Origin of the sequence: Anatilimnocola floriformis, assembly GCF_024256385.1 — a bacterium.
Lineage (GTDB): Bacteria > Planctomycetota > Planctomycetia > Pirellulales > Pirellulaceae > Anatilimnocola > Anatilimnocola floriformis.
Window position 1 is genome coordinate 4,334,894 of sequence record NZ_JAMLFW010000001.1, and the last position, 21,191, is coordinate 4,356,084.

At 59.3% G+C, this 21,191-nt stretch carries 15 protein-coding genes; 8 read left to right on the forward strand and 7 right to left on the reverse strand.

The genetic code is table 11. From position 1 onward, the window contains the following. Positions 1-69: 69 nt before the first annotated feature. Positions 70-1,161 carry an Lpg1974 family pore-forming outer membrane protein gene (locus M9Q49_RS16845; RefSeq protein WP_254509970.1) on the reverse strand — a complete coding sequence of 364 codons (1,092 nt, stop codon included), beginning with the start codon at positions 1,159-1,161 and terminating at the stop codon, positions 70-72. Between the two features lie 473 nt (positions 1,162-1,634). Between M9Q49_RS16845 and M9Q49_RS16850 the strand changes: the two genes are divergently transcribed. The 6 genes from M9Q49_RS16850 to M9Q49_RS16875 all read left to right on the forward strand — a co-directional run bounded on the left by M9Q49_RS16850 (position 1,635) and on the right by M9Q49_RS16875 (position 8,200). Then, positions 1,635-4,517 (forward strand): serine/threonine-protein kinase, encoded by a 2,883-nt coding sequence (locus tag M9Q49_RS16850; RefSeq protein ID WP_254509971.1) that lies wholly within the window; start codon positions 1,635-1,637, stop codon positions 4,515-4,517. Beyond that, the gene (locus M9Q49_RS16855; protein WP_254509972.1) at positions 4,517-5,089 is read left to right on the forward strand and encodes a DNA-formamidopyrimidine glycosylase family protein; all 573 of its coding nucleotides are present in this window, start codon (positions 4,517-4,519) and stop codon (positions 5,087-5,089) included. Before M9Q49_RS16850 ends, M9Q49_RS16855 begins: the two co-directional genes overlap by 1 nt. Beyond that, the gene (locus M9Q49_RS16860; protein ID WP_254509973.1) at positions 5,086-5,415 is read left to right on the forward strand and encodes a hypothetical protein; all 330 of its coding nucleotides are present in this window, start codon (positions 5,086-5,088) and stop codon (positions 5,413-5,415) included. Before M9Q49_RS16855 ends, M9Q49_RS16860 begins: the two co-directional genes overlap by 4 nt. 70 nt (positions 5,416-5,485) lie before the next feature. Then, entirely contained in the window at positions 5,486-6,463 is a 978-nt protein-coding gene (locus M9Q49_RS16865) for a UbiA family prenyltransferase (protein ID WP_254509974.1), read from the forward strand. A gap of 27 nt (positions 6,464-6,490) precedes the next feature. Further along, positions 6,491-7,342 carry a sugar phosphate isomerase/epimerase family protein gene (locus tag M9Q49_RS16870; RefSeq protein WP_254509975.1) on the forward strand — a complete coding sequence of 284 codons (852 nt, stop codon included), beginning with the start codon at positions 6,491-6,493 and terminating at the stop codon, positions 7,340-7,342. 180 nt (positions 7,343-7,522) lie between these two features. Then, positions 7,523-8,200, forward strand: coding sequence for a LysM peptidoglycan-binding domain-containing protein (locus M9Q49_RS16875; RefSeq protein ID WP_254509976.1), 678 nt, complete (start codon positions 7,523-7,525; stop codon positions 8,198-8,200). A gap of 45 nt (positions 8,201-8,245) precedes the next feature. On the opposite strand, the gene M9Q49_RS16880 is transcribed toward M9Q49_RS16875, so the two are convergent. The 5 genes from M9Q49_RS16880 to M9Q49_RS16900 form a co-directional block, all read right to left on the reverse strand. Continuing rightward, positions 8,246-10,651: a VWA domain-containing protein gene (locus tag M9Q49_RS16880; RefSeq protein ID WP_254509977.1), complete on the reverse strand. Its 2,406-nt coding sequence runs from the start codon at positions 10,649-10,651 to the stop codon at positions 8,246-8,248. Further along, on the reverse strand, positions 10,648-12,837 hold the full coding sequence (locus tag M9Q49_RS16885; RefSeq protein ID WP_254509978.1) for a BatA domain-containing protein: 2,190 nt from the start codon (positions 12,835-12,837) through the stop codon (positions 10,648-10,650). The genes M9Q49_RS16880 and M9Q49_RS16885 overlap by 4 nt, the downstream gene beginning before the upstream one ends. Before the next feature lie 9 nt (positions 12,838-12,846). Beyond that, positions 12,847-13,275 (reverse strand): endonuclease domain-containing protein, encoded by a 429-nt coding sequence (locus M9Q49_RS16890; RefSeq protein WP_254509979.1) that lies wholly within the window; start codon positions 13,273-13,275, stop codon positions 12,847-12,849. A 114-nt stretch (positions 13,276-13,389) separates the two neighbouring features. Further along, positions 13,390-14,292, reverse strand: a complete 903-nt coding sequence (locus tag M9Q49_RS16895; RefSeq protein ID WP_254509980.1) for a DUF58 domain-containing protein — start codon at positions 14,290-14,292, stop codon at positions 13,390-13,392. Continuing rightward, positions 14,249-15,301, reverse strand: a complete 1,053-nt coding sequence (locus M9Q49_RS16900) for an AAA family ATPase (protein WP_254509981.1) — start codon at positions 15,299-15,301, stop codon at positions 14,249-14,251. Before M9Q49_RS16900 ends, M9Q49_RS16895 begins: the two co-directional genes overlap by 44 nt. A gap of 362 nt (positions 15,302-15,663) precedes the next feature. Between M9Q49_RS16900 and M9Q49_RS16905 the strand changes: the two genes are divergently transcribed. Next, the gene (locus M9Q49_RS16905; RefSeq protein ID WP_254509982.1) at positions 15,664-16,857 is read left to right on the forward strand and encodes an acyltransferase family protein; all 1,194 of its coding nucleotides are present in this window, start codon (positions 15,664-15,666) and stop codon (positions 16,855-16,857) included. 263 nt (positions 16,858-17,120) lie between these two features. After that, positions 17,121-17,399, forward strand: coding sequence for a ferredoxin family protein (locus tag M9Q49_RS16910; RefSeq protein WP_254509983.1), 279 nt, complete (start codon positions 17,121-17,123; stop codon positions 17,397-17,399). Positions 17,400-18,127: 728 nt separating this feature from the next. Here the strand turns inward: M9Q49_RS16910 and M9Q49_RS16915 are convergent. Then, positions 18,128-21,139, reverse strand: coding sequence for a DEAD/DEAH box helicase (locus M9Q49_RS16915; protein ID WP_254509984.1), 3,012 nt, complete (start codon positions 21,137-21,139; stop codon positions 18,128-18,130). Between the last annotated feature and the right edge of the window lie 52 nt (positions 21,140-21,191).

The window sequence follows — 21,191 nt, forward strand, 5'->3', positions numbered from 1 at the left end:
AAGCCAAAAACCGGGTGCGCTCGTGCGCCCCCGGCTTAGGCTTTCAGTTCGGACGAGAACTTGTAGTGCTTACCACAAGAGTTCGACGCGAGCGGTCAAACCATCGAAGGTGACGCTCGAGTCATAGGTGCTCATGCCGGTGGCAACGAAGTCGTTGTTCTGCACGGCGTGAATCCATTCATTGTTGCGGATCGTGTTGAACCAGCCGCTGTAGAGGTAACCAACCGACAAGCGGATGTTGCCCGAGCAGCTCTGCCAGCCGAGACCGGTTTCGAGGTCCAGCATGGTGACCACGCGGCCAGCTTCCCAGCTCGTGGTGGCGACAACCGGGTCAGCCTGGCTGCTTTGCAGGTAGTCGGCTTGGAACCGGCCACCGATCAAGCTGGCATAACCCTTGCCGTAGACAAACCACTGACGGTTGCGGCCGTAGCGTTCGAAGTCCATACCGAACCGCATGCCCACGCCGTCGAAATCGACGTTCGAGGTGACGGTTTCGGTACCGACGTTATTGAAGTTGGCTTGGAAGTATTGTTCCAGGCGAGTCGAACGGACGCCGACCAGGTAGCCGACTTCGTAATCGCTGCAGCTGGCGAGCAAGCCGCGGTAAGCGATATCGAGAATGTTGAAGCGCAGTTCGCCGTTGGCGTTGGCATCCAAAAAGTTGGCGCCGGCATTGGCTGAGTTGGGATGCAGCACGAGACCACGAATCACGTCCGGAGCAGCCGTGGTGATCGTGTCGTTCGAGGTGGCATCGAGTTGCGAGTACATCACCTGGATCTGGTTGCAGTTATCCAAGGTGAAACCGCCGCCGATGCGGAAGCCCGGTTGATAGTCATAGTCGAGCACGCCCGTGCGGCCGGCTTGCAAACCAGGAGCACCGGCCACAATCGGGCCATCGATGATCGAGGCATAAGCGGTTTCGGCGTCGCGAGCCCGCAGATAGAGGAACTCACCAAAGACGTTCCAGCGATTGCTCCAGCCGCAGTCGTCGCCGCAGCTATCGCAGCCCCCGCCGCACATGCCATCGCCACAGCTGAAGCCGCCGCCGCCAGGAGGCGGTCCCATTGGCGGAGCGCCGCCCATTTGAGCCATCGACAGTTGGCCCATCATCAACACCGCGGTGCACGCGACCGCCAAGATCCAAAGTTTCGTGAATCGCATGGAAAATCTCCCCCGTGAAACTGGTTGCCCGATAATCATTTCGACCGGTAAAGACCGTAAATCGAGAACAACTAGTACATACGTCAAAGTGACCCGGTGTCGCGCAGGCTTTGCAGTTTTCGCAGTCTCACACAAAACGGCCTGCTTTCAGGTGGATTCAGACGCTCGCTAGCTTTAATTCTGGTAAGCAGTAACGGCGTGGGGAGATTTGGCCATTCAATATCGTCACCGGCAACCAGGCGCCTCGGCGAGAAAGTTGTGGTGCCTAGCCGGAATCTGGGACCCGTTCGAAGGGGTAGAGGCGGAAAGATTGACCCTGGCTCGCCGTCGCAACTATAATTGCATGCAGTCTTTTCGCAGCTTCTCTTCGATCAGTGCTCGTTCGTAGCCGTCGCAGGTGCACCGTTCGGTGGCCGAGAGCGACACCACGGCTTGGATGCCTTTTGTAGGATGACCTCAGCGGAGGAAATTGGATGGCCAGCCGACCCCCTGAACCTGCGTATCCGCAGTCCGAATCAGGTACGGTGAAATTGCCGGGAAGCCAGCTTCCTGCCGGCGGTTATTCATTGCGCGATCCGCAGCAATCTTCTGGCAGTCACTCTTCCAGCAGCCAGACCGCCAGCGGTAAAAGCAGTCCACAACGGCCGAGCGATTCGCGCGTCGTGGTCATTCCTTCGCTCCCCGGCGAGGGCTTGTTGCCGGGCGATGTGCTGCCCGACGAGAAGACCGTGATCTCGGCAGCGAAGCAACTGCCGCTGCCCGAAGTGCCGATTCCTCTGGGCGGCAAGTTTGCAGCGCACCAACTGGGCGAAACGCTCGTTGGCAGAAGACTCGAGCATTACGATCTGGTCGAGTTCGTCGGCGGTGGCGGCATGGGCGCTGTTTTTCGCGCAAACGATACGCGACTGGGCCGCACTGTCGCCGTGAAGGTTCTCTCGCGCGATCAATCGTCCGAGGAAAACGTCCGCCGCTTTCGCAACGAAGCCCAGAGCGCGGCCCGGCTCGATCACCGCTACATCGCACGTGTCCACTACGTGGGCGAAGATGCCGGCCTGAACTTTATCGTCTTTGAGTTCATCGAAGGGATCAACCTCCGTGAACTGGTACTGCAAAAAGGCCCGCTGCCGCTCGATGAAGCACTGCGTTACACGCTCGAGGTTGCCGAGGCGCTGGCGCATGCTTCGCAGCGCGACGTCGTTCATCGCGACATCAAACCTTCGAACGTCCTTATCACGCCGGTCGGCCAGGTGAAGGTCGTCGATATGGGCTTGGCCCGGCTGCATCAGGTCGATTCATCGTTCGACGATTTGACCGCGAGCGGCGTGACTCTGGGAACTTTTGACTACATCTCGCCCGAACAAGCTCGAGATCCCCGGGCCGCCGATGTGCGAAGCGATATTTACTCGCTCGGCTGCACGCTCTATTTCATGCTCGTGGGCAAACCGCCGTTTCCGGACGGCAGCGCGCTGCAAAAACTGCTGCGGCACAACGGCGTCGATCCACCAGACGTTCGCCTCTTCCGGCCTGAGTTGCCACCCGGCATCGGCACGCTGCTCGGCAAGATGCTCGCCAAACGCCCTGTGCAGCGGCAGCAATCAGCTGAGGAGTTAATCTCAGAAATCGAACGTCTGGCTCGCGACCAGGGCTACGATATCGGCAATGCGACCGTTGATATTGCGCACGCTCATCCCGCGTGGATGAATTGGACGCTGACGCTTGTCGCGCCGGTGATTGCCTTGTGCGCCGCGCTGATTGTCCTCGAATTCGCCACGCGGCCGAACGAAGGAGAGCGCTGGCAACTCCGTCCTGCCGTTGCCACGTCACCGAGCAATCCGACCAATCCGAAGATCGATGAATCGCCGCTGACCCCCGCGCCGGAAACCGGCAGTTCGCGAAATCCCAAGGTCTCGGGAGACAACGAACAGCCCGCTTCCACTCCCGGCAACGGCAATCGTCCGCCGGTCGATCCGCAAGGTGTCGCCGCATTGATTCAGAACCCGGCCCCCGTTGGTCCGCCGCCAGATATCAGCGCTGTTCGCACGCCGACGGTGACCACGCCTCCCACGGAAGTTGCCGTCGTACCTCCCAAGCCGCCGGCTCCGAAAGTGATCGTTCGGCCGGGCGTGGTGGCCGCCGCCGATAGCGACGTCGTGGGCTCGGTCGCGCAAGCCATTCGCCGCGCTGGCGAAAAAGGAATCAACGAAGTCGAACTCGACTTCAACGGCGATAGCGCGGAATATCCGTTTGAAATTCCCGCCGGCCGAATGCTGGTGCATGCTGCTGCCGGCCGCAAACCGCGCATCATCTTCCGCCCCGATCTGTCGACCGTTGCCGATCAACGGCAAATGATCCGCATGCTCGGCAGCACGTCGCGGCTGTCGCTGCAGGATTTGGAGTTGCGATTGGAGCTCCCGGAAGAGCCGTCGTTTGGCTGGTCGGTGTTTGCACTTCATCAGGGGCAATCGCTCGATCTATCGACCTGCGTCGTGACCGTTGTCGATCGCAGTTCGTCCGGCGCGCCCGTGCATGACCAAGTAAGCGTGGTGCAGCTGCAAACTCGGCGTCTTACCGAGATGATGAAGATGGAAGACGACATGGCCATGATCGCGGCCACGTCGATCAACCTATCCGAATGCTTCGTCCGCGGCGAAGCCACGTTCCTCTCCGCGCCGGAAGAACTCCCCTTCAAATTGGAATGGGATCAGGGTTTGTTCGTTTCGTCGAAACGACTGGTCGAGACCGGTGGTACGAGCACCAAGCCTCGGCTGCAGCGGATCGAAGTCGCCCTCAACCGCGTGACGATTGCGGCTCAGCAAGGGCTGTTTCAAATGAAGCGAAAGAGTGACGCTGCCCATCAACTCGATCTGGAAGTGACGAGCGACCGCAGCATTTTCACCGCGGCCAACGATGTGCCGCTGTTTGAATTTGCCGGCATGCCGAACATCGAAGACATCCGCTTCAGCTTCGGCGGTTCAGACAATTGCTATCCGCGCGAAGAGATGCTCTTCCTGCGAGCGCGCCCCGCCGGCGCCGGCGAAGGGAACATCGACTTCAATCTCGCCAACCGCAGCCGTTGGGCCACGGCAGAGCGTTCGCCGGATCTCGGCGTCATCTGGCAATCGCCTCCCGCTGCTGATTTGCCGCCGCACGCTCAATTGCCGGAGCATTATCAGCTGTCGGAAACTTCCCCGCACGCGGCGGGCTTCTATGTCGACGACATGCCCCGCCCAGCCGATCCGCCGACGAAGGTTCTCAAGCCGGTTCCGGCGCCGGAAGCAACCGAGCCGACCATCGCACCCAAGCCAACCTCAGGCCGAGCGCAGCCGACCGAGCCGGCCAAGTCCGCCAGCGAATAATGCCTGAGCTGCCCGATCTAGAGTGCTATTTGCTCGCGCTGCGGCGCATGATCGACGGTCAGCGTCTTGAAAACATCACCATTCGCAGCCCGTTTGTATTGCGCACCTTTGATCCACCGATCGATGCTCTTATCGGTCTTCCTGTGGAGGGTATTTCTCGTCAAGGAAAGCGAATCATCTGGCAGTTCCCCGATGAACTGTATCTCGTCGTTCATCTGATGATCGCCGGCCGCTTTCATTGGCGAAAAGGGGCCGCGACCGCTAAAGGAAAGAACGACCTGGCGGCGTTCCGGTTTGCAGAGGGAACACTGCTCCTCACCGAAGCGAGCCAGAAGAAACGTGCCTCGCTGCATGTCTATCGCGGCCTCGCCAATGTAGAGGCTCAAGATCGCGGCGGTCTCGAGCCGCTCAACTGCACGCTATCCCAGTTTGAAGAAGCCCTGCAGCGCGAGAACCATACACTCAAGCGCAGCTTGGCCGATCCGCGGCTGTTCAGCGGCATCGGCAATGCGTACAGCGATGAAATCCTGCATGCCGCGCGATTATCCCGCTCCTCTGGACTTTGCGTTTGACGCCCGAGCAATCGGCCCGGCTGTTTGTCGGTATGCAACAGATTCTCTCGCTCTGGCGCGATCGATTGTGCGCCGAGGCAACGAAGAAATTTCCCGAGAAGGTCACTGCCTTTCGGCCCGAGATGGCCGTGCATGGCAAGTTCGGCGAACCATGCCCTGTCTGCGGCTGTCTCGTTCAACGGATTGTTTATGCCGAGAACGAATGCAACTATTGCCCCCGCTGCCAGACTGGTGGCAAGCTGCTCGCCGATCGCTCGTTGTCGCGGTTGCTCAAGGACGATTGGCCGCGGACGATTGAGGAGTGGGAAGAATGCCGCTCCTCATAGCATCACTTGGGCCTCGCTCATTTTGATAGACTGAGGAACGCCGCTTCCGCAACAATGACGCACAACTCTCGTGAATAAGCCCGCTACTCCCGTTTCGCCGCGCTCGCCAATTCTGCCACTGCTGCGTTTGATGCGTCTGCCGAATGTTTTCACGGCAGTTTCGAATGTGCTGATGGGCTTCGTTTTCGTTCGCCACTCGTTCAGTCCGGCTGGTGCCTTGGCCTGCCTGGTTGCCGCGTCGGCGCTGCTCTACACGGCGGGCATGGTTCTGAATGATGTGTTCGATTTGGAGATCGACCGCAAAGAACGTCCCAAACGGCCGCTTCCTTCGGGACAATTTTCCTACGGCTTTGCCGCGGGGCTTGGGTTCGTCATGCTCGCGCTGGGAGTCGGTCTAGGCTGGCTGGCGGGGTTTCTATTTCGCGCAGAGACACCCTTTTTTTGGCGGAGCGGTGCGATCGCAACTGCGCTCGCGGCGGCGATTCTGCTCTACGACGCATTCCTCAAAAAAACGCCACTCGGCCCGCTCGGCATGGGACTCTGTCGCACGCTGAATGTACTACTGGGCATGAGTCTGGCCGGCGCCGTCGTTGGAGACGAGAAAGCCGTTTTGCTCGGTTACACCTTCGCGCAGTGGGCGATTGCGATCGGGCTGGGAATTTACGTCGTGGGTATCACCATCTATGCCAAGTCGGAAGCCGAAGCCCGCAGTCAGAAGGGACCGCTGCTGTTCGGCGTGTTAGTGATGGCGGCTGGCGTGGTTGTGATGGGACAAGCCGCGCTGCTGACGAAGTTGCCGTTGCAACCGAACTACATCTATTGGCTGATGCTCGGTTTATTGCTGGCCGCGGTCCTTCGTCGTGCGATCGCAGCGGCCTTCGATGGCTCGGCCCCCTTGGTGCAAGGCGCGGTGAAACATGCGATCCTGTCGATGATCCTGTTCGATGCTGCCGTCGCGGCCACATCGGGGCCGCTGGTCTGCGCCATCGCGATTGTCCTGCTGTTGGGACCTGCCTTGTTGCTCGGCAAATGGGTTTATTCGACATAGCTTTTTGCGGGAACGGCGGGTGAGTGCATGCGGCTTGGCTACAACACCAACGGCTGGGCGCATCATGACCCGTTCGATGCCATCGACCTGATCGCCGAGCTCGGCTACCGCAGCGTGGCCATCACGCTCGACTACGGCCCACTCAATCCGTTCGCCGCTGATTGGCCGTCGAACTTACAACGATTGCGGCGGAAGTTGAAAGAACGTCAACTGCGATCAGTCATCGAAACCGGCGCCCGCTATCTGCTCGATCCCCGTCGTAAACACCAGCCGACATTACTGGCCGTCGATGATGGCGGTCAAACTCAGCGAATTGACTTCTTACTGCGTTCCCTGCGCGCGGCCGCTGAACTCGAGAGCGATTGCGTGTCGCTTTGGTCGGGAACTCCGGCAGACAAAGATCAGGCCGATGACGAGCAGTTGCTCGAACGCTTGGCCAGCGGCTTGCAGCCGTTGCTGCGCGAAGCCGAATCTCTCGGCACACCGATCGGTTTTGAGCCGGAGCCCGGCATGTTCATCGATTCGATGAGCCGTTTTCAACGGCTGCTGCAGTGGATCGATTCGCCGCAATTGAAATTGACGCTCGACCTCGGCCATTTGTATTGCCAGGGCGAAGTGCCGATTGCCGATTACATCAGCCGCTGGAGCTCGCGGATCGTCAACGTGCACATCGAAGACATGCGGGCCGGTGTGCACGAGCATCTGATGTTCGGCGAAGGCGAGATGGAGTTTCCGCCGATCATCGCCGCCCTCGGTGAGGCGAACTATCACGGTGGCGTGCATGTCGAGCTCAGCCGGCACAGCCATCTCGCTCCCACGGCAGCCGCTCAGTCGTTCGCCTTTCTCCATCCGCTCGTTAAACCTTACGCAATCGGTTAGCGAAAGTCGCGCAGCGATAGCAGCTGAATCGCGATCCTGAAAAACGCTGCTTTCTCCCCGTCCCCGCCGCCGATCCTATTCAACGGACGAGAAAATTGCGTCTCGGCGTCGGGATTCCGCCGCGAACACATCGCACAGTCGCTGGGGAACAAGGCCGTTCCAGGCAATAGGGAGCGGGCCGTGAGTTATCGACGTTATCTAGTGGCCGGCGGCGTGATCGCTGGCGGCGCTGCCTTGGCCTGGCCTTTCCGCCACCCGCAGCAGCAACGGCCCGCGCCGCAAGCGCTCGCGGTCAACCACGAAGTCCCCGGCGTGACCTGGTCGACGCCGCAGGATCTGACGCATCAGGTCCATTCGCAGCCCGGGATTTCACCAGTTCCAGAACTGCCGCCAGTCACGAATGCCATGGGCACTTCGCCGGGAATCCCGGGGCGTCTCACACGACCAGCCACGTACCAAACCGTTCCCGCCAACGGCGCGCCACTCGAGTCGCTGCCCGCTCCGCCTCTTTTGCCAATGGCATATGAGTCGTTGCTGGTTCCGGTCGGCAGTGAGCCTCCCGCTCCGAAAACGCAACCCGCGACCGCGAATCTGCCGGTCCACGAACCGCTCCTCCCGTCAGCCGATGAAGTCGCCGCAGCCAAGGAAGCCCAAGTGAGACCTGGGCCACTGTGGCGGAAGCATCGCATCGTGGAAGGCGACAACCTGGCAGCCCTCGCGATCCGTTATCTCGGCGATGCCTCCCGCGCCGGTGAGATACACGTGGCCAACATCGATCGGCTGATGAGCCCAGATATTCTGCCGCTCGGTGTAACGCTGCTAATCCCGCCGCGCGTTTCGAGCGAGGCACTGCCCTAGCCCGAGGCGGGAACGAGCGTTACTCCGCGCTGTTCCCGCCTGCATCTACACCAAGCCCAACTTCTTTCTCAAAAGCCATTCGCTCGCAAGCAAGCTGACGAACACGATCGGCAGCCAGGGCAGATTCCATAGCGGCTCTGGCGGCAGCGACTCGACACGCACATGCCGCCCCGGCGGCAGCGCGGCGAGCAACTTGCCGGCGTCATTCACACGATAGAACTGCCCCTCGCTGGCCTTCGCTGCTGCTTGCAGATCGGCGGCCTTCATTTGCACTTCGGCCAGTTCGCCCGGTGGCGATTGCACGCGAAACTCGCGACTTGGGGGCCGACCAGGAAAGACCGGCGCGGCAATCCACGCCCGATATCGGCCCGGCGGCAAAGTGTCGATCACGGCTTCAAACAAGCCACGATTGAGTGCATCCCGCCGGAGTCTTACGCTGCGTCTCTGTCCGGCTTCGTGCTGAACGATGCACAGCACGCCATCGTCTTCGGTCGGCGCGGCGCGCTCATCCAGGAAGCGGGCGCGCAGGCGAATGGCTTCGCCCTGTTGATACTCATCGCGGTCCGCCGTCAGCTCGACGCCATCTGCTTCGCCGAGCAATTTCGATCGGCTGAGATAACGAATCGTTTGAATCCAATAGCGAGCAAAATACATATCCCCCGCGCGGAACCGCCAGCGGTACGTTTCGTCGGTTGCATGAAAGACAACCTTTCCCGCGCCGTGGAACTGCAGTGTGATGATCGGCAGCGGTTGATTGTCGAGACCTCGCAGCTCCGGATGTTCGGCCAGCACGCGCACGCCGGGCCGCAGGTCGTTGATCCGGGCAAACCACCGTAACTGCGGCAGCGTTTCATTCCAGAGCTTAAGCGTGTCGGCCGGCGAATCGGTCAACTGCAGCGCGGGACTGTTCTGACCCAGCGGCGTGAGTCGCGGGCGGAAGCCGTTCTTGATGATCGTGTCGCTGTCGGGAACCGTGAACGAATCGACATTCGCCGGAAAGAGCGCGGCGAGAGGCGAATCGCGATAGGCCAGCGGCAGATACTTCGGCCCGGCCATCATGATCAAACCGCCGCCACGAACATTGACGAATTCATAGATGTTCTCGAGCACGGAGTTCGTCAGCAGCGCCGGATTTACATCGCCGAGAATCAGCACGTCGTACTTGAAAAGTTCTTCGCGACTGACAGGAAAAACCGCCTTCGCCGACTTATCGGTCTCGGCAAACTCCACGTCGGCTTCCTGCAGCACTGACCGAAAGCCCCGCTCTTCACCTTCCTGGCCAGGACGATTCAGCTCCCGCTCCAGCACGTTCTTCAGATAACGAAATTCGTAGTTCGGATACGACTGGGCATACAGCACGCGGAGCTTTTCTTCGCGCACTGCCACGCGCCGCGAGAGCTTGTTATTTGTCGTATTCATCTCGCGCGGTTGCGGCTCGACCTGCACGACGTAATCAAAGTCACCCTGCTCGGCTGGCCGCGTGCGAAGTCGCACCACTTGCGATGCCTCGTCGCCGGTGACCTTCAGCGTTTGCTCGGCGAGCGGTTCGGACTGACCATCGCGGAACAAACTTACCTTGGCATTGCCGCTGTAGCCGCGCGAGGACAAGCGAAATTCGAAATTGATCGCATCGCCGAGAAATACCGCCTCATCAGCGAGCAGATCGGCCAATTGCAGATCGATCGGAGGCCGTTCGTTGCCGATGCCGATGAAGTAGAGCGGGATCGATTTGCGACGAGCATACGCGGCGGCATCTTGCAGCGAGCTTCCTTCCGTCGTGATCCCATCGGTCAACATCACGATGGCTGCCGTCGGTCGGCCACGCTGCGTTTCGATGACTTCCCGCAAGCTATCGCCGAGTCGACTGGCCGGCAGTTTCGCTTCGATGGCGTTCACGTTTTGCACGAGTGATGTCGCTTTCGTCTCCAATGTTCGGCCCGGCTCCGACATGCGAACAACCTTGAGGCGATAGCGCGATTCGAGTTCCTTCAGCAGTTTCTCGTTGCTCTCGAGTAGCAGCGTCTTCGCAATGTTGAGTCGCGTGAGTTCGTCGAATTTCAAAGCTTTCAGCCGCGCCGCGAGATTCGCGCGCAGCGACGCATCTTCCAGTTCATCCGCGAGCGCCATGCTGCCAGAATCGTCGATGACGACAACCAAATCCGGCAGGTCGGTTCGATGCTGCTGCCAGGTCCAACCCAGCAGCATCCAGGCGAGGACCATCAACATCAGCACGCGAATCGACGCAAGCACGGTCTTGCCGAGCCTACCTGCTGATTCGCGCTCGCGAATGTAAATCGTGACGACAAATGCGATGCCGCCGATCAGAATCGTCCAAAAAAGCCACGCCGGCCACGGCCAGGTGGAGTCGAGCGTGTTTTCGAGTGCCTGCGAACCGGCGGGGCGATCGCCTTGAAGCAGTCGGAGTACGAATTGTTTGAGCGAGTCGTTCATCGGACACCTCGCCCGAGATGCCACGCCACGAATGACTCTGCCATGAGCAAGCCGAAGACGCCGAGGAGCAATTCACGAAACCACGATTTGGGTGGACCAAATTGGCCCCCCGCAACCGACGCCTGCGTCGCCGCGCTCGCTCGCAGCGACTCGGGCAAGGCATCGACGTCGAGCCGTTGCAGATTGCTTTCGCGCGTGTCGGGATTTACTACGAACGTGGCCAACTTTGGTTCGCCCGTTTCTGTAGAGTGAATCGTGTAAATGCCGCTGCGACTCTGCCCCGGGACCGACCAATGCGTCTGTCCCTGTTCATCCGTTACGGCCAGGCGATCTTCGCTGCCATCCGGCTTTTTCAAGACCACCACGGGCTTCGGCAGCACGTTGCCCATGAAACCCTGCACCGGCTGGCTGATCTCCGCGGTTCGATCGCGTTCATCATTGGCGGCAATGAACGCAGCCGTCTCCTGCATCAGCGGCGGGAAGCTGGGCCAGGTCGACAGCGATGACCAAGGTCGCGGCGGATCAACGGTTCGATCGACCGACAACGGCGAAGCAGCCAGCGCGAGCAGCAAACAACGGCCGCGACCGTATTCATGCTCGACGAGCACAGGATCGCCGCTGGAAAGAGCCAGCGCGGTGTTCGCATCTTTGACGGGAGTGAGTTGGTGATAAGTCCACACCGGTGTCGTCAGCAAGCCCGAACGTTGGTGGCCGCGAAAGGCCGCGATGAGCGGATGCTTGTACTGCAATGGATCAATGCGCAGTTCGTTGCCGCGTTTCACGTCGCCGATCTTTGCCGGCAACAGCGATTTGTCGCCGGCGAGCGCATCGTTGTAGCTCATCGCTTGAATCTGATCACCGAGGATCACCAGCAGATTTCCACCGCGCTCGACGTATTGCCGCAGGACGAGCCCTTCGTTTTGACTGAGGCGGCCGACGTTGCAAAGAGTAATCAGATCGTAGCGCTGCAGGTCCCCTTCAATCAGCTCACTCTCGGTCGCACGGCGGACATCAATGCGAGCTTGATCCTGCTGCGGCCGCAGCGCGAGCATCAAGTGATCGGCTTCGCCATGGCGGCCTTCGATGCAAAGCACCGACAGCGCCCGGCGAACGTTCACCCACCGCCAACGATGATTGTCGACTGGCAATTGATCGTCGAGCAGCACTGCTGCGACCACATGCTGACCGGCAGCATCGATCCGCTGATTAAACGATACGCTCGCTCGCCCGTTCGCAGGCAAGTCAGCGCGCTGCTCATTCACACGTTGACCATCGACAAACAGCGCGACGGTCAACCGCTGGGGACTCATCGAATTTGGAACACCGCCCGTTTCACTTTTCAAATCAACGCGAAACGTGGTCGCATCGTTGAGCGTAACCCACGGCGACTCTGCCACGAGTTCAGTAATCGCCTGGTTCGGCGCGTCTGCCTGGCCGACGTCGACCAGCGAGACGCTGATCCCCTTTTTCTCCCAATCAGCCAGCCGTTGCAGGCTCTCGGTCGTGCTGATCTCGGCCCACGTATTCTTACCGAGGTCGGTGAAGATCATGACTCGCCGCTGCGGCAGCACGCCGTGCTTTTTCTCTGCTTCGGCCAGCGTTTGCTCGATCGTCTGTAGCGCGCTCGTAAGATTCGCCACGCCATGCGTCAGCTGCAGCGCGGCCAACTCTTGCTTCACATCGTTGGCTTCAAAAGCAGGATCGCCAATGATCGTTTGCGTCGGCTGCGCCATGAGCAGGAGCGAATAACCGGTCCCTTGCGGATTGCCGTCGATCACTTCACTGGCCAGACGCCGGGCTTCGTCGAAACGCGAGATACCCGCATGACGATAATCCATCGAAAACGAGCCGTCGATCACGAGCAGGCAATGGCCTCGGTCATTCAATCCCTGGCCGGTCAAACCGCGCCAGATCGCCGAGCCGATTTGCTGCGGATTCGACAACGCGAGCGCGAGGACAATCGGAATCGCCACGCGCAGAGCAAGAAGCAGCCATTGCTCGAACTTGATCCGCCGCGAGTGCTTCTGCATCGCAGCGAGGAGAAACTTCATCGCGGCCCAGCGAGTTTCGCGAAACTGCCGACGCGTCCATAGGTGGATCAACAGTGGCAACGCGGCAGCAGCAGCCCACCACAGCATAATGCTGGAGCCGAATTGCCAAATCGCGAGTAAGTGAGCTGCGAGCATTCTTCGTTTTTACTCCCTCTCCTCGGTACTCCGGGGAGAGGGTTGGGGTGAGGGGCTAGAGCTGCGCGGAACCTTTGCCGTCCGTTCGACGCACTTGCTCCAAACCACTTCTAAAAATCCTTCCAGCGATTCGTCAACGTCATGATTTCCAAATCTCAGCACGCATAACCCTTGCGATTCAAACCAGACAACTCGCGCTGCATCGTACTCTTCCTTGCCGATATGCGTTTTGCCATCGAGCTCGACGATCAGTTTAGCCTCAGCACAATAAAAGTCGGCGATGAAGTTCCCCATTGCGTACTGTCGGCGAAATTTAAATCCCTTGAGTTTGCGATCGCGAAGTGCATCCCAAACCATTGCTTCAGCGTTGTTCGGTTGTTGGCGCATCTCACGAGAACGCTCGATGAACAGCGGTGACCGATTTCGGTGGATCGTCATGGATGCGTCTCATTATCGAAAATCTGCCCCGAGGTTAGCCCCTCACCCCGGCCCTCTCCCCGGAGTACCGAGGAGAGGGAGTGAACTGCTCGCGGCGCGAGCCTTTGTATTTGACTAACTCATTTTCATCCGGCGCGAAACCAATACCTTCGCCAGCAACTGATCAAATGGCGTCGACGTATCGGCCAAGACGTAATCAATCTGCTGTTTCCGGCAACCGAGTTCTAATTGCTCGCGATAGGAATTGAACTCGTGCAAATATGCTTGCCGCAAAAGTTCGGGTTCGGCAAAAACTTCCGGCAGCGATTCCAATCCGTTGAATTTGGTTGGGCCTTTGAAAGGGAAGGTCAGCTCAGCTGGATCGAGGACGTGAAAGACGATGACATCGTGCCGGCGATGACGGCAGTGACGCAGACCGGCGAGGAGACTGGCAGGATCGTCCAGCAAATCGCTGATCACTACCACGACGCCTCGCTTGTTTAATCGCTCAGCCAGTTCGTGCAGAATCGGCCCTGCCGATGTTTTTGGTCCCGGCTGTGATTTTTCCAGGACTTGAATGATCTGCTGCAAGTGCGAGGGACCACCACTGGCGCGGATCATCGCGCGCAGTTGTGAGTCGAACGTTGTGAGACCGACGGAATCTTGTTGTTGCAGCACCAGCCAAGCGATGGCAGTGGCAAGGAGTTGGGCGTACTCCGCTTTTGAAAGCGCAGTACCACTGCTTTGATAGGTCATGCTCTCGCTGGTGTCGACGACGAGATGGCAGAGAAGATTGGTCTCGTCTTCGTATTGCTTGAGATAGAACTTGTCGGTTCGGCCGAAGACTTTCCAATCCAGATGGCGCAGATCGTCTCCCTGCGAGTACTCGCGGTGTTCCGCGAACTCGATCGAAAAACCATGCCGCGGGCTAGGGTGCTGGCCGGCGATGTAGCCCTCGACGACGTGCCGGGCTCGCAACCGCAGGCCGCGCAGTTTAGCCAGCTGCCTGGGGTCGAATGACGTCGGCGAGCTTTCCACCAGCAGTGTCCTGTTCGGCAGGAGGCGTGACGTGAGCGATCAGGCGACGCACGACCTCGTCGGCTGTCACTCCCTCCGCGTCCGCATTGAAATTGAGTTTCAGCCGATGCCGCAACACCGGCGCGGCGACGGCTGCGATGTCTTCATGCGTGACAAACATCCGGCCGCGGAGAATTGCACGAGCCTTGGCGCCGAGCACCAGGTACTGACTCGCTCGCGGGCCCGCGCCCCAAATCACGTAATCTTTGACAAACGCCGGTGCATCGGCCTCGGTGCGGCGCGTAAGGCGCACGATCTTCAGGGCATAGCGAGCCACGTGATCGGCAACGGGAACCTTGCGGACGATCTTCACCAGTTCTTTGATGTGGTCGGCGGATAAGGTTGGCACGATTTTGAAATCGAGATCTGCGGTCGTCCGCTTCACAATCTCGAGTTCATCTTCCAGTGTGGGATAATCGACCCAGACGTGGAACATGAACCGATCGAGCTGAGCTTCCGGCAACGGATAGGTTCCTTCTTGCTCAATTGGATTCTGCGTGGCCAGCACGAAAAACGGCTCCGGCAACAAGTGTCGCTGCCCGCCGACGGTAACCTGGTTTTCTTGCATCGCTTCGAGCAGCGCGGCCTGCGTCTTCGGCGGCGTGCGGTTGATTTCGTCGGCGAGGACGATATTCGCAAAGATTGGCCCCGGCATGAAGCGAAAGATGCGCTCGCCGGTCTTCTTATCTTCCTGAATCACTTCCGTGCCGGTGATGTCCGACGGCATGAGATCGGGCGTGAACTGCACGCGGCTGAACTGCAGTGCGAGCGCATCGGCGACGCTCCGAATCATCAGCGTCTTGGCCAGGCCGGGCACACCCACGAGCAAACAATGCCCGCGTGAGAACATAGCGATCAGCAGTTGCTCGATCACGCTCTGTTGCCCGACGACGACTTTGCTCAGCTCGCGCGTGATCTGGCCATAGGCTTCGTGCAATTGATGAACAGCTTGCAGATCGGCGGTGGTCATGTTTTTTACGCTGAAGAGAACGACGAGCAACAGCCTACATCTTACCTCAGTCGCATGGCTGCTTGTGATGCGGATACTGTTCGACCACTGCGGGCGGCGGTTTTAGTTGATGCCGCTCTTCTGGCCATCGTCGCGAGTGCCTCAACCCTAACGGCGGGCGAAAGAACTATTGAAGACGAGAAGTCAGCCAGCCACAGTACACCTGCCTGCGACGCACCCCGCAGAATCGTTACAGCCGGCACAATCGATACAATCGCGCCGCACATTCCGAGAAATCTGCGTAACCGCATAAATCGGCGGAATCGAATTAACCAGCCCTAAGCATACTGGCAGCCATATCACGCACTTTGTGAGGCCCCGTCATGTCTGCAAAAACTGCTGCCAGTTCTGCCACGGTCGTCGAACGACAATCCTTCTATCGCCCCGAGCTCGACGGGCTGCGATTCCTCAGTTTTCTAGCCGTGTTCGTCAGTCATGCTTACCTGATTCATCCGCGGATGTTTGCGGGAGCGGGGCCGATCGGAACAGAATTGGGCCGCTGGGCACTCGCGGCAGGGCATTGCGGTTATGCCGCCGTGGCGGTGTTCTTTGTACTCAGTTCGTATCTGATTACCGAACTGCTGTTGCGAGAAAATGAGCGGAACGGCAAGATCGACGTGCCGGCCTTTTATGCGCGGCGGGCTTTGCGCATCTGGCCGTTGTATTTCTTCTTTTTGATTCTCACGCTTTTGCTGGAACCGCGGCTCGGAATGCCGGGCATTCCGGCGGCCGATGCTCCTTGGTATCTCGCCTTCCTCGGCAACTGGCAGATTGTGTGGAACGGTCAGATTCCGCGCTCGGCGGCGCAGATCTTGTGGACCGTGGCGATCGAAGAGCAGTTCTATTTGTTCTGGCCATTGCTGGTGGTGCTTGTCTCGCCAAAGCGGCTCGGCTGGATGTGTGCGCTGTTGCTCGTGCTGGGACAAGTCTCGCGGCTGGCGCTCGTGGCCAGCGGTGCGCCCTTCTATGCAATTCACTTTCACACCTGCGTGCAGTTCGACGCCATTGCGTGGGGCGGTCTGCTCGCGGTCGCGGTTCGCAACGGCGCGTTTGCCAACTGGCCACGCCTCGCACGGCAAGCAATGTTCGGTGGCGGTGTTGTCCTAGCGGTTGCCACGCAACTGTTGCTCGCCGAGGACAAACCATTCGCAGCCTGGCCGGTGGCGGCTTATCCACTGTTCGCCATTGCGGCGCTGTTGGTGGTGGCGGGAGCGATGCGAAATGGCAACGAGTCGAGCCTGCTAATTCATCCTTGGCTCGTGCGTTTGGGAAAGATTTCTTACGGCCTCTACATCTGGCATCTGCTGGCCATCGTTCTCATCTACAAGTTCGGCTGGTGCCGACCGCAAAGCGTGTGGACGAGCTTCTACGCGTTGCCGGTAACGATCGGCTTGGCGGAACTTTCGTACCAATGGATCGAGCGGCCGTTCCTGCGCTGGAAGGAACAGTTCTCGCGCGCCACAGTATCGACAACGACGCCAATTGACGCTGCAAAACCGGTCATTGCTGAGACATAGTATCAGTTGCGCTAGGATTCTTGTGATTGCGCGTCGGCAACCACCTTTGCCAGCTTGACGCATTTTCTAAGCAGGCCTAGGATTCCGGCAAAGCTCTGACGTTGACCCGTCAAAGCCTTGGCAAATGCGGTTTTGATCGCCTGTTTTTCCCGCCCGCTGCTTACGCTGGCGAGCAAAATTGCCGATCAACCGATGTAATCACTGCCTCGATTTCACTTAGTGAATCGCCGAATTTTCAATAAGTCAGCAGGAGAGTTTGAGTCATGACCCACGTTGTCTGCGCCGCGTGCTTCGGCTGCAAATACACCGACTGCGTCGTTGTCTGCCCGGTCGAATGTTTCTACGAAGCCGATCAGATCCTCTACATTCATCCCGATGAATGCATCGACTGTGAAGCCTGCGTTCCCGAGTGCCCCGTCGAAGCCATCTTCCACCAGGACAACGTTCCGGAAGATCAAAAGGACTTCATCGCACTGAACGCCGAACAGGCCCCGCTCTGCCCGTCGATCACCGAAAAGAAAGAACCGCTGGGCGAACACTAATTCGCACCCTGCGTGACTAACGCCACCGCCCTTGCGGCGGTGGTGCACAGGCTTCTGCACTACTCGGCCAATCCGCAGCCGAACTCTCTTCTAGTGCGCTCCAGCGACGCCTTGCCAAAAGACGTCCTTCTCATGAATGAACCCGCTGGTGCAAGCCCCCAGTGGAACCTGCGGTGCGCAATGCTTCACGACAATCCGTATGAATCACCTGCAACTGCGCAGCACAAAGCGGGCAATTCCGACTACCGCCGGTTTTCCAATCTCAATCACGCTGGCGCGCCGCTCGCAGTCGTGTTTGTTGCCATGTCGTGGAAGCCAATGGCCAACCTTCCCCCGGGTCGGCCACGACTTTCGTGATACTCGCTGGCATCGCCCAAATTGCTGGTCTTATTTACGCGATAAACGTTCCCGTGCTGTGGATAGAGATCGGGCCAACGCTCCGCTACCGAACCCTCACGCGCACTCACGAGTTTGATTGGGCAGGCGTGAAGCGAGTTTGGTTCGATCAGAAAATTTCGAGCGTTAACCTCGCTCCGCTTTTTCCTGCGACCTCTGCCGTTCATCACTTCTTGGTAATTCAGATCAACGACTACAAGGATCTACGCGTATTAGTTAGAGAAGACGCGCGAGCTAGTGTGCACGACATCTTGAAAACACACAGGAACTTTCGCGATAGTCCTTACGACGAAGATGCTCCGCCACAGGACGACGATTCGTCGGGGCCGTGATTACAAAAAGACATCCTTCTCATGAATGAACCCGCTCGGAGCGAGTCCTTGTTGCCGGGCTGACTGCAACAGATCTTCGCCGCTGCCGCGCAAGGCAAAAATCGCCTCGCCGGGACTCACGTGTTGGTTCCAATAGCGCTCGTAAATGGCAACCAGTTCTTTATTGCGCGCCAGGACACTTGGCACGGCGTGCAACATTGCTTGTTCGCGCTGCCGCCGCTGAAAGTATTGGCCGACAATCGATGGCAACAATCGCGATAACCAAGTCGCCTCCACGCGATCGATCTGCCGCGGTATGACGTAGCGCGGTTCATGCAGCGGGCCGAGCGCTTCGTGCAACGCTTGTGTGAACAGTCGGCTGTCTTCTTCATTGGCTTCTTCGAGAAAGACCCGCACATAACCGCCAACGCGCTCTACGGCTTGCGGCGTGGAAGCAATCACTGGATCGGTAAAGAGGCGAGCCTCGACGAGTGAGTTGAGCACGGCCAGGCCGATGGTTTGCGCGAGCGACTGTGTGGTCCACGGTTGCTTAGAACCTTTGAACGGCGGGAACTCATCGCTGCCGGGCTCTTTCGAGAGTTTGACTTCGAGGGTTCGCAGCGGTTGATTGCGATATGGCTTGCCGACTTGCCAGAGGTTGCGACAAGTCTGCCGCCGCGCGGCGCGCTCGAGCATTTCTGCATTCAAAAGCGACGTGGATCCTTCGAGACCTTCGGGCCGCAACTGCGTGAACGCCGGATGCACATGCCCGACACCTTTCTCGACCGCGCCGTCGTCGGTCACCCCGTAGAGTCGCTGATGCTTGAGTCGAAAACGGCGATAGTCGTCGAGCCCCTTGCTGAACTCCGGCGCGAGACACACGACATCCCAGTTGTTCGCCACCTTCAGCGGTTCAGCAGGATCGAGACGAATCGAGCGGCCGCGCAATTGATTCACCGTCATCGACGTCGTGACGGTGGTGAGATCGATCAAGCAGTTGATCTTGTTTGCATCCCAACCTTCACCGAGCAAGCCGCGGGTGCCGACCAGGCAGCGCGAAATGCCGCGCTGAAACATTTCGGTGATCATCTCGACATAGACTCGCGGCGTCCAATCCTTGCCGCGCCCGCGCAGCGCATGAAAGCCTTCTTCCTCGCCGAGTTCCAGTTCCACCTGATACTTTTCTTTGTCGAGCCAGGCTTCGCAGGCGATTTTCAAATCGAGCCCGATGTCGTCATCAACGAGCACGCTGGAACCGGTCAGCAGCACCGGATTGAGCGCATCGGTCGCTGGATCTTTCGTGAGCGACTTGAAAGCCGCAATCGCGCCGCCGGCTTCGGCGTCGAGCAGATTGTCAACGCTGCCCGCCGTGGCCGAGGTCTTTTCGTAATCGGCGATCACGACAGCACGGAGTTTATCTCCGAGCAGTTGATGTTCTGTTTTCAAAATGATCGGGATCGCAGCGCACTTGGCCTTCGAATAAGCCATCACACGGCCGACGGGCGACGCACACGGCTGCCAACCAGTGTCGGTAATTTGAATGCCGAGCATGCGGAGACGCTGAATGATCTGCTGGGCCAGCGCGTGATCACGAGTGTCCTTCGATCGCCGCAGCCGATGGCGAACATAGCGATCCAAGACGGGCGCGAGCCATTCCATCTCGGGAACTTCCTCGGGCGAGACATCCTCTTCTGGCAACGGCACATCTTGCGGCAGGGCGATTCGTCGCCGCAGCAGGAAGATGCGGGCTGCCCAAGCCAGATCGGGATCGCGTTTGGCAAAGGCATTCCAGTCCTTGGCGACGCCGGTGGGAAGTCGCTTTTCGACCAGGATGCGCAGCAGCCATTCGGGGAGAGATTCGCGCGCGGGTGGTTGCGGTGTGGCGTCGGTTTTAGCGGCGGGAGATTTGACGGAAATGAAGTCTTCGTCTGGGGGCTCTTCTTCCGTGTCAGTTGATTCGTTTTCGGTGTCGGGGTCTGGTGGCAGTTCCCCCTGGCTTACGCCACGGGCTGTGACATTCTCGCTGGCGCTTCGGGTTGATTTTTCTTCGGCGACAACGGTCGAATCGCTCGTGTCGAGCGGCAGGCAGAGTTCTTCGACGATGGTGTGCAGTTGCTCGTCGGCGTTGGCGATGAAGGAGAGTTCATCGGGTGCGGGACGAACGAAGTAAGCAAGATCTTGGTAAGGGGCGAGGAAGCCGTCCTTCACCACGGCGGGCACGGGGACTTCGTAATCGATCTCGCCGAGGTAGCGATCGTAGCGCTGCACGTCGGCGGGCAACTTGCCGTCGCGATCCGGGGGCGTGGCGGTGAGAGCAATGACGATGGGGCCGGCGAGCAAGTCTTGGGCGGCTTCGAGCACGCGGCCCCAGTGGCCGAGCAAGTGATGACATTCGTCGACAATCACCAGGCCAATGCCCTGATCGCGCAGCCGGGCGAGCGTGTCGAGCGCCGAGACGTGCAAGGTTTGCAGCGCATCGCCGGCGATGGCCATCGCGTCACGAGCTTGCTTGCGATAGGCGCCGAGACGTTGATCGTAGTAGTCGCGGTTGTGCTTCTTCAGATCGGCCAGCCAATAGCGGGCTTCTTCGGGCGTTTGTGCTTGTGCTGATCCGATCAGCCGCTCAAGCCACAGATTGCGGGCCTGTTCATCGAGATCGTCACTGCCGCGGCCGGGCATGGTGAGAGCCTGATACGTCAGGCTCGTGAGCAGCGCGGGCTTCTCCGACGACGTGCTGATCCAGTCGCTCGGCACGTCGCCCGCGTCGTAGGCGAACTGATCGATCTTGGCGGCCCATTGAGCCTGGATGGCCGAATTGGGCGAGAGAACGACGGCTGGCTGACGAACGCATTCGGCCCACAGATACAGGCCGAGAATCGTTTTGCCGGAGCCGGGAGGCGCGACGATGTGCAGCTGCTTCGCACCATCGGCCAGCTTTTGCTCAGCGATTTTCACGACAGCGGCCTGCGAAGGGCGCAGCTGGCCGCGAAAGCTGAGGGGCGGAAAGTTATCGCTGCGTGGTCGCAGATTCATGCCAGAAATCTACCACACCGGGCGAAACTCGCCACGGCCAGTAGTTTTCGGC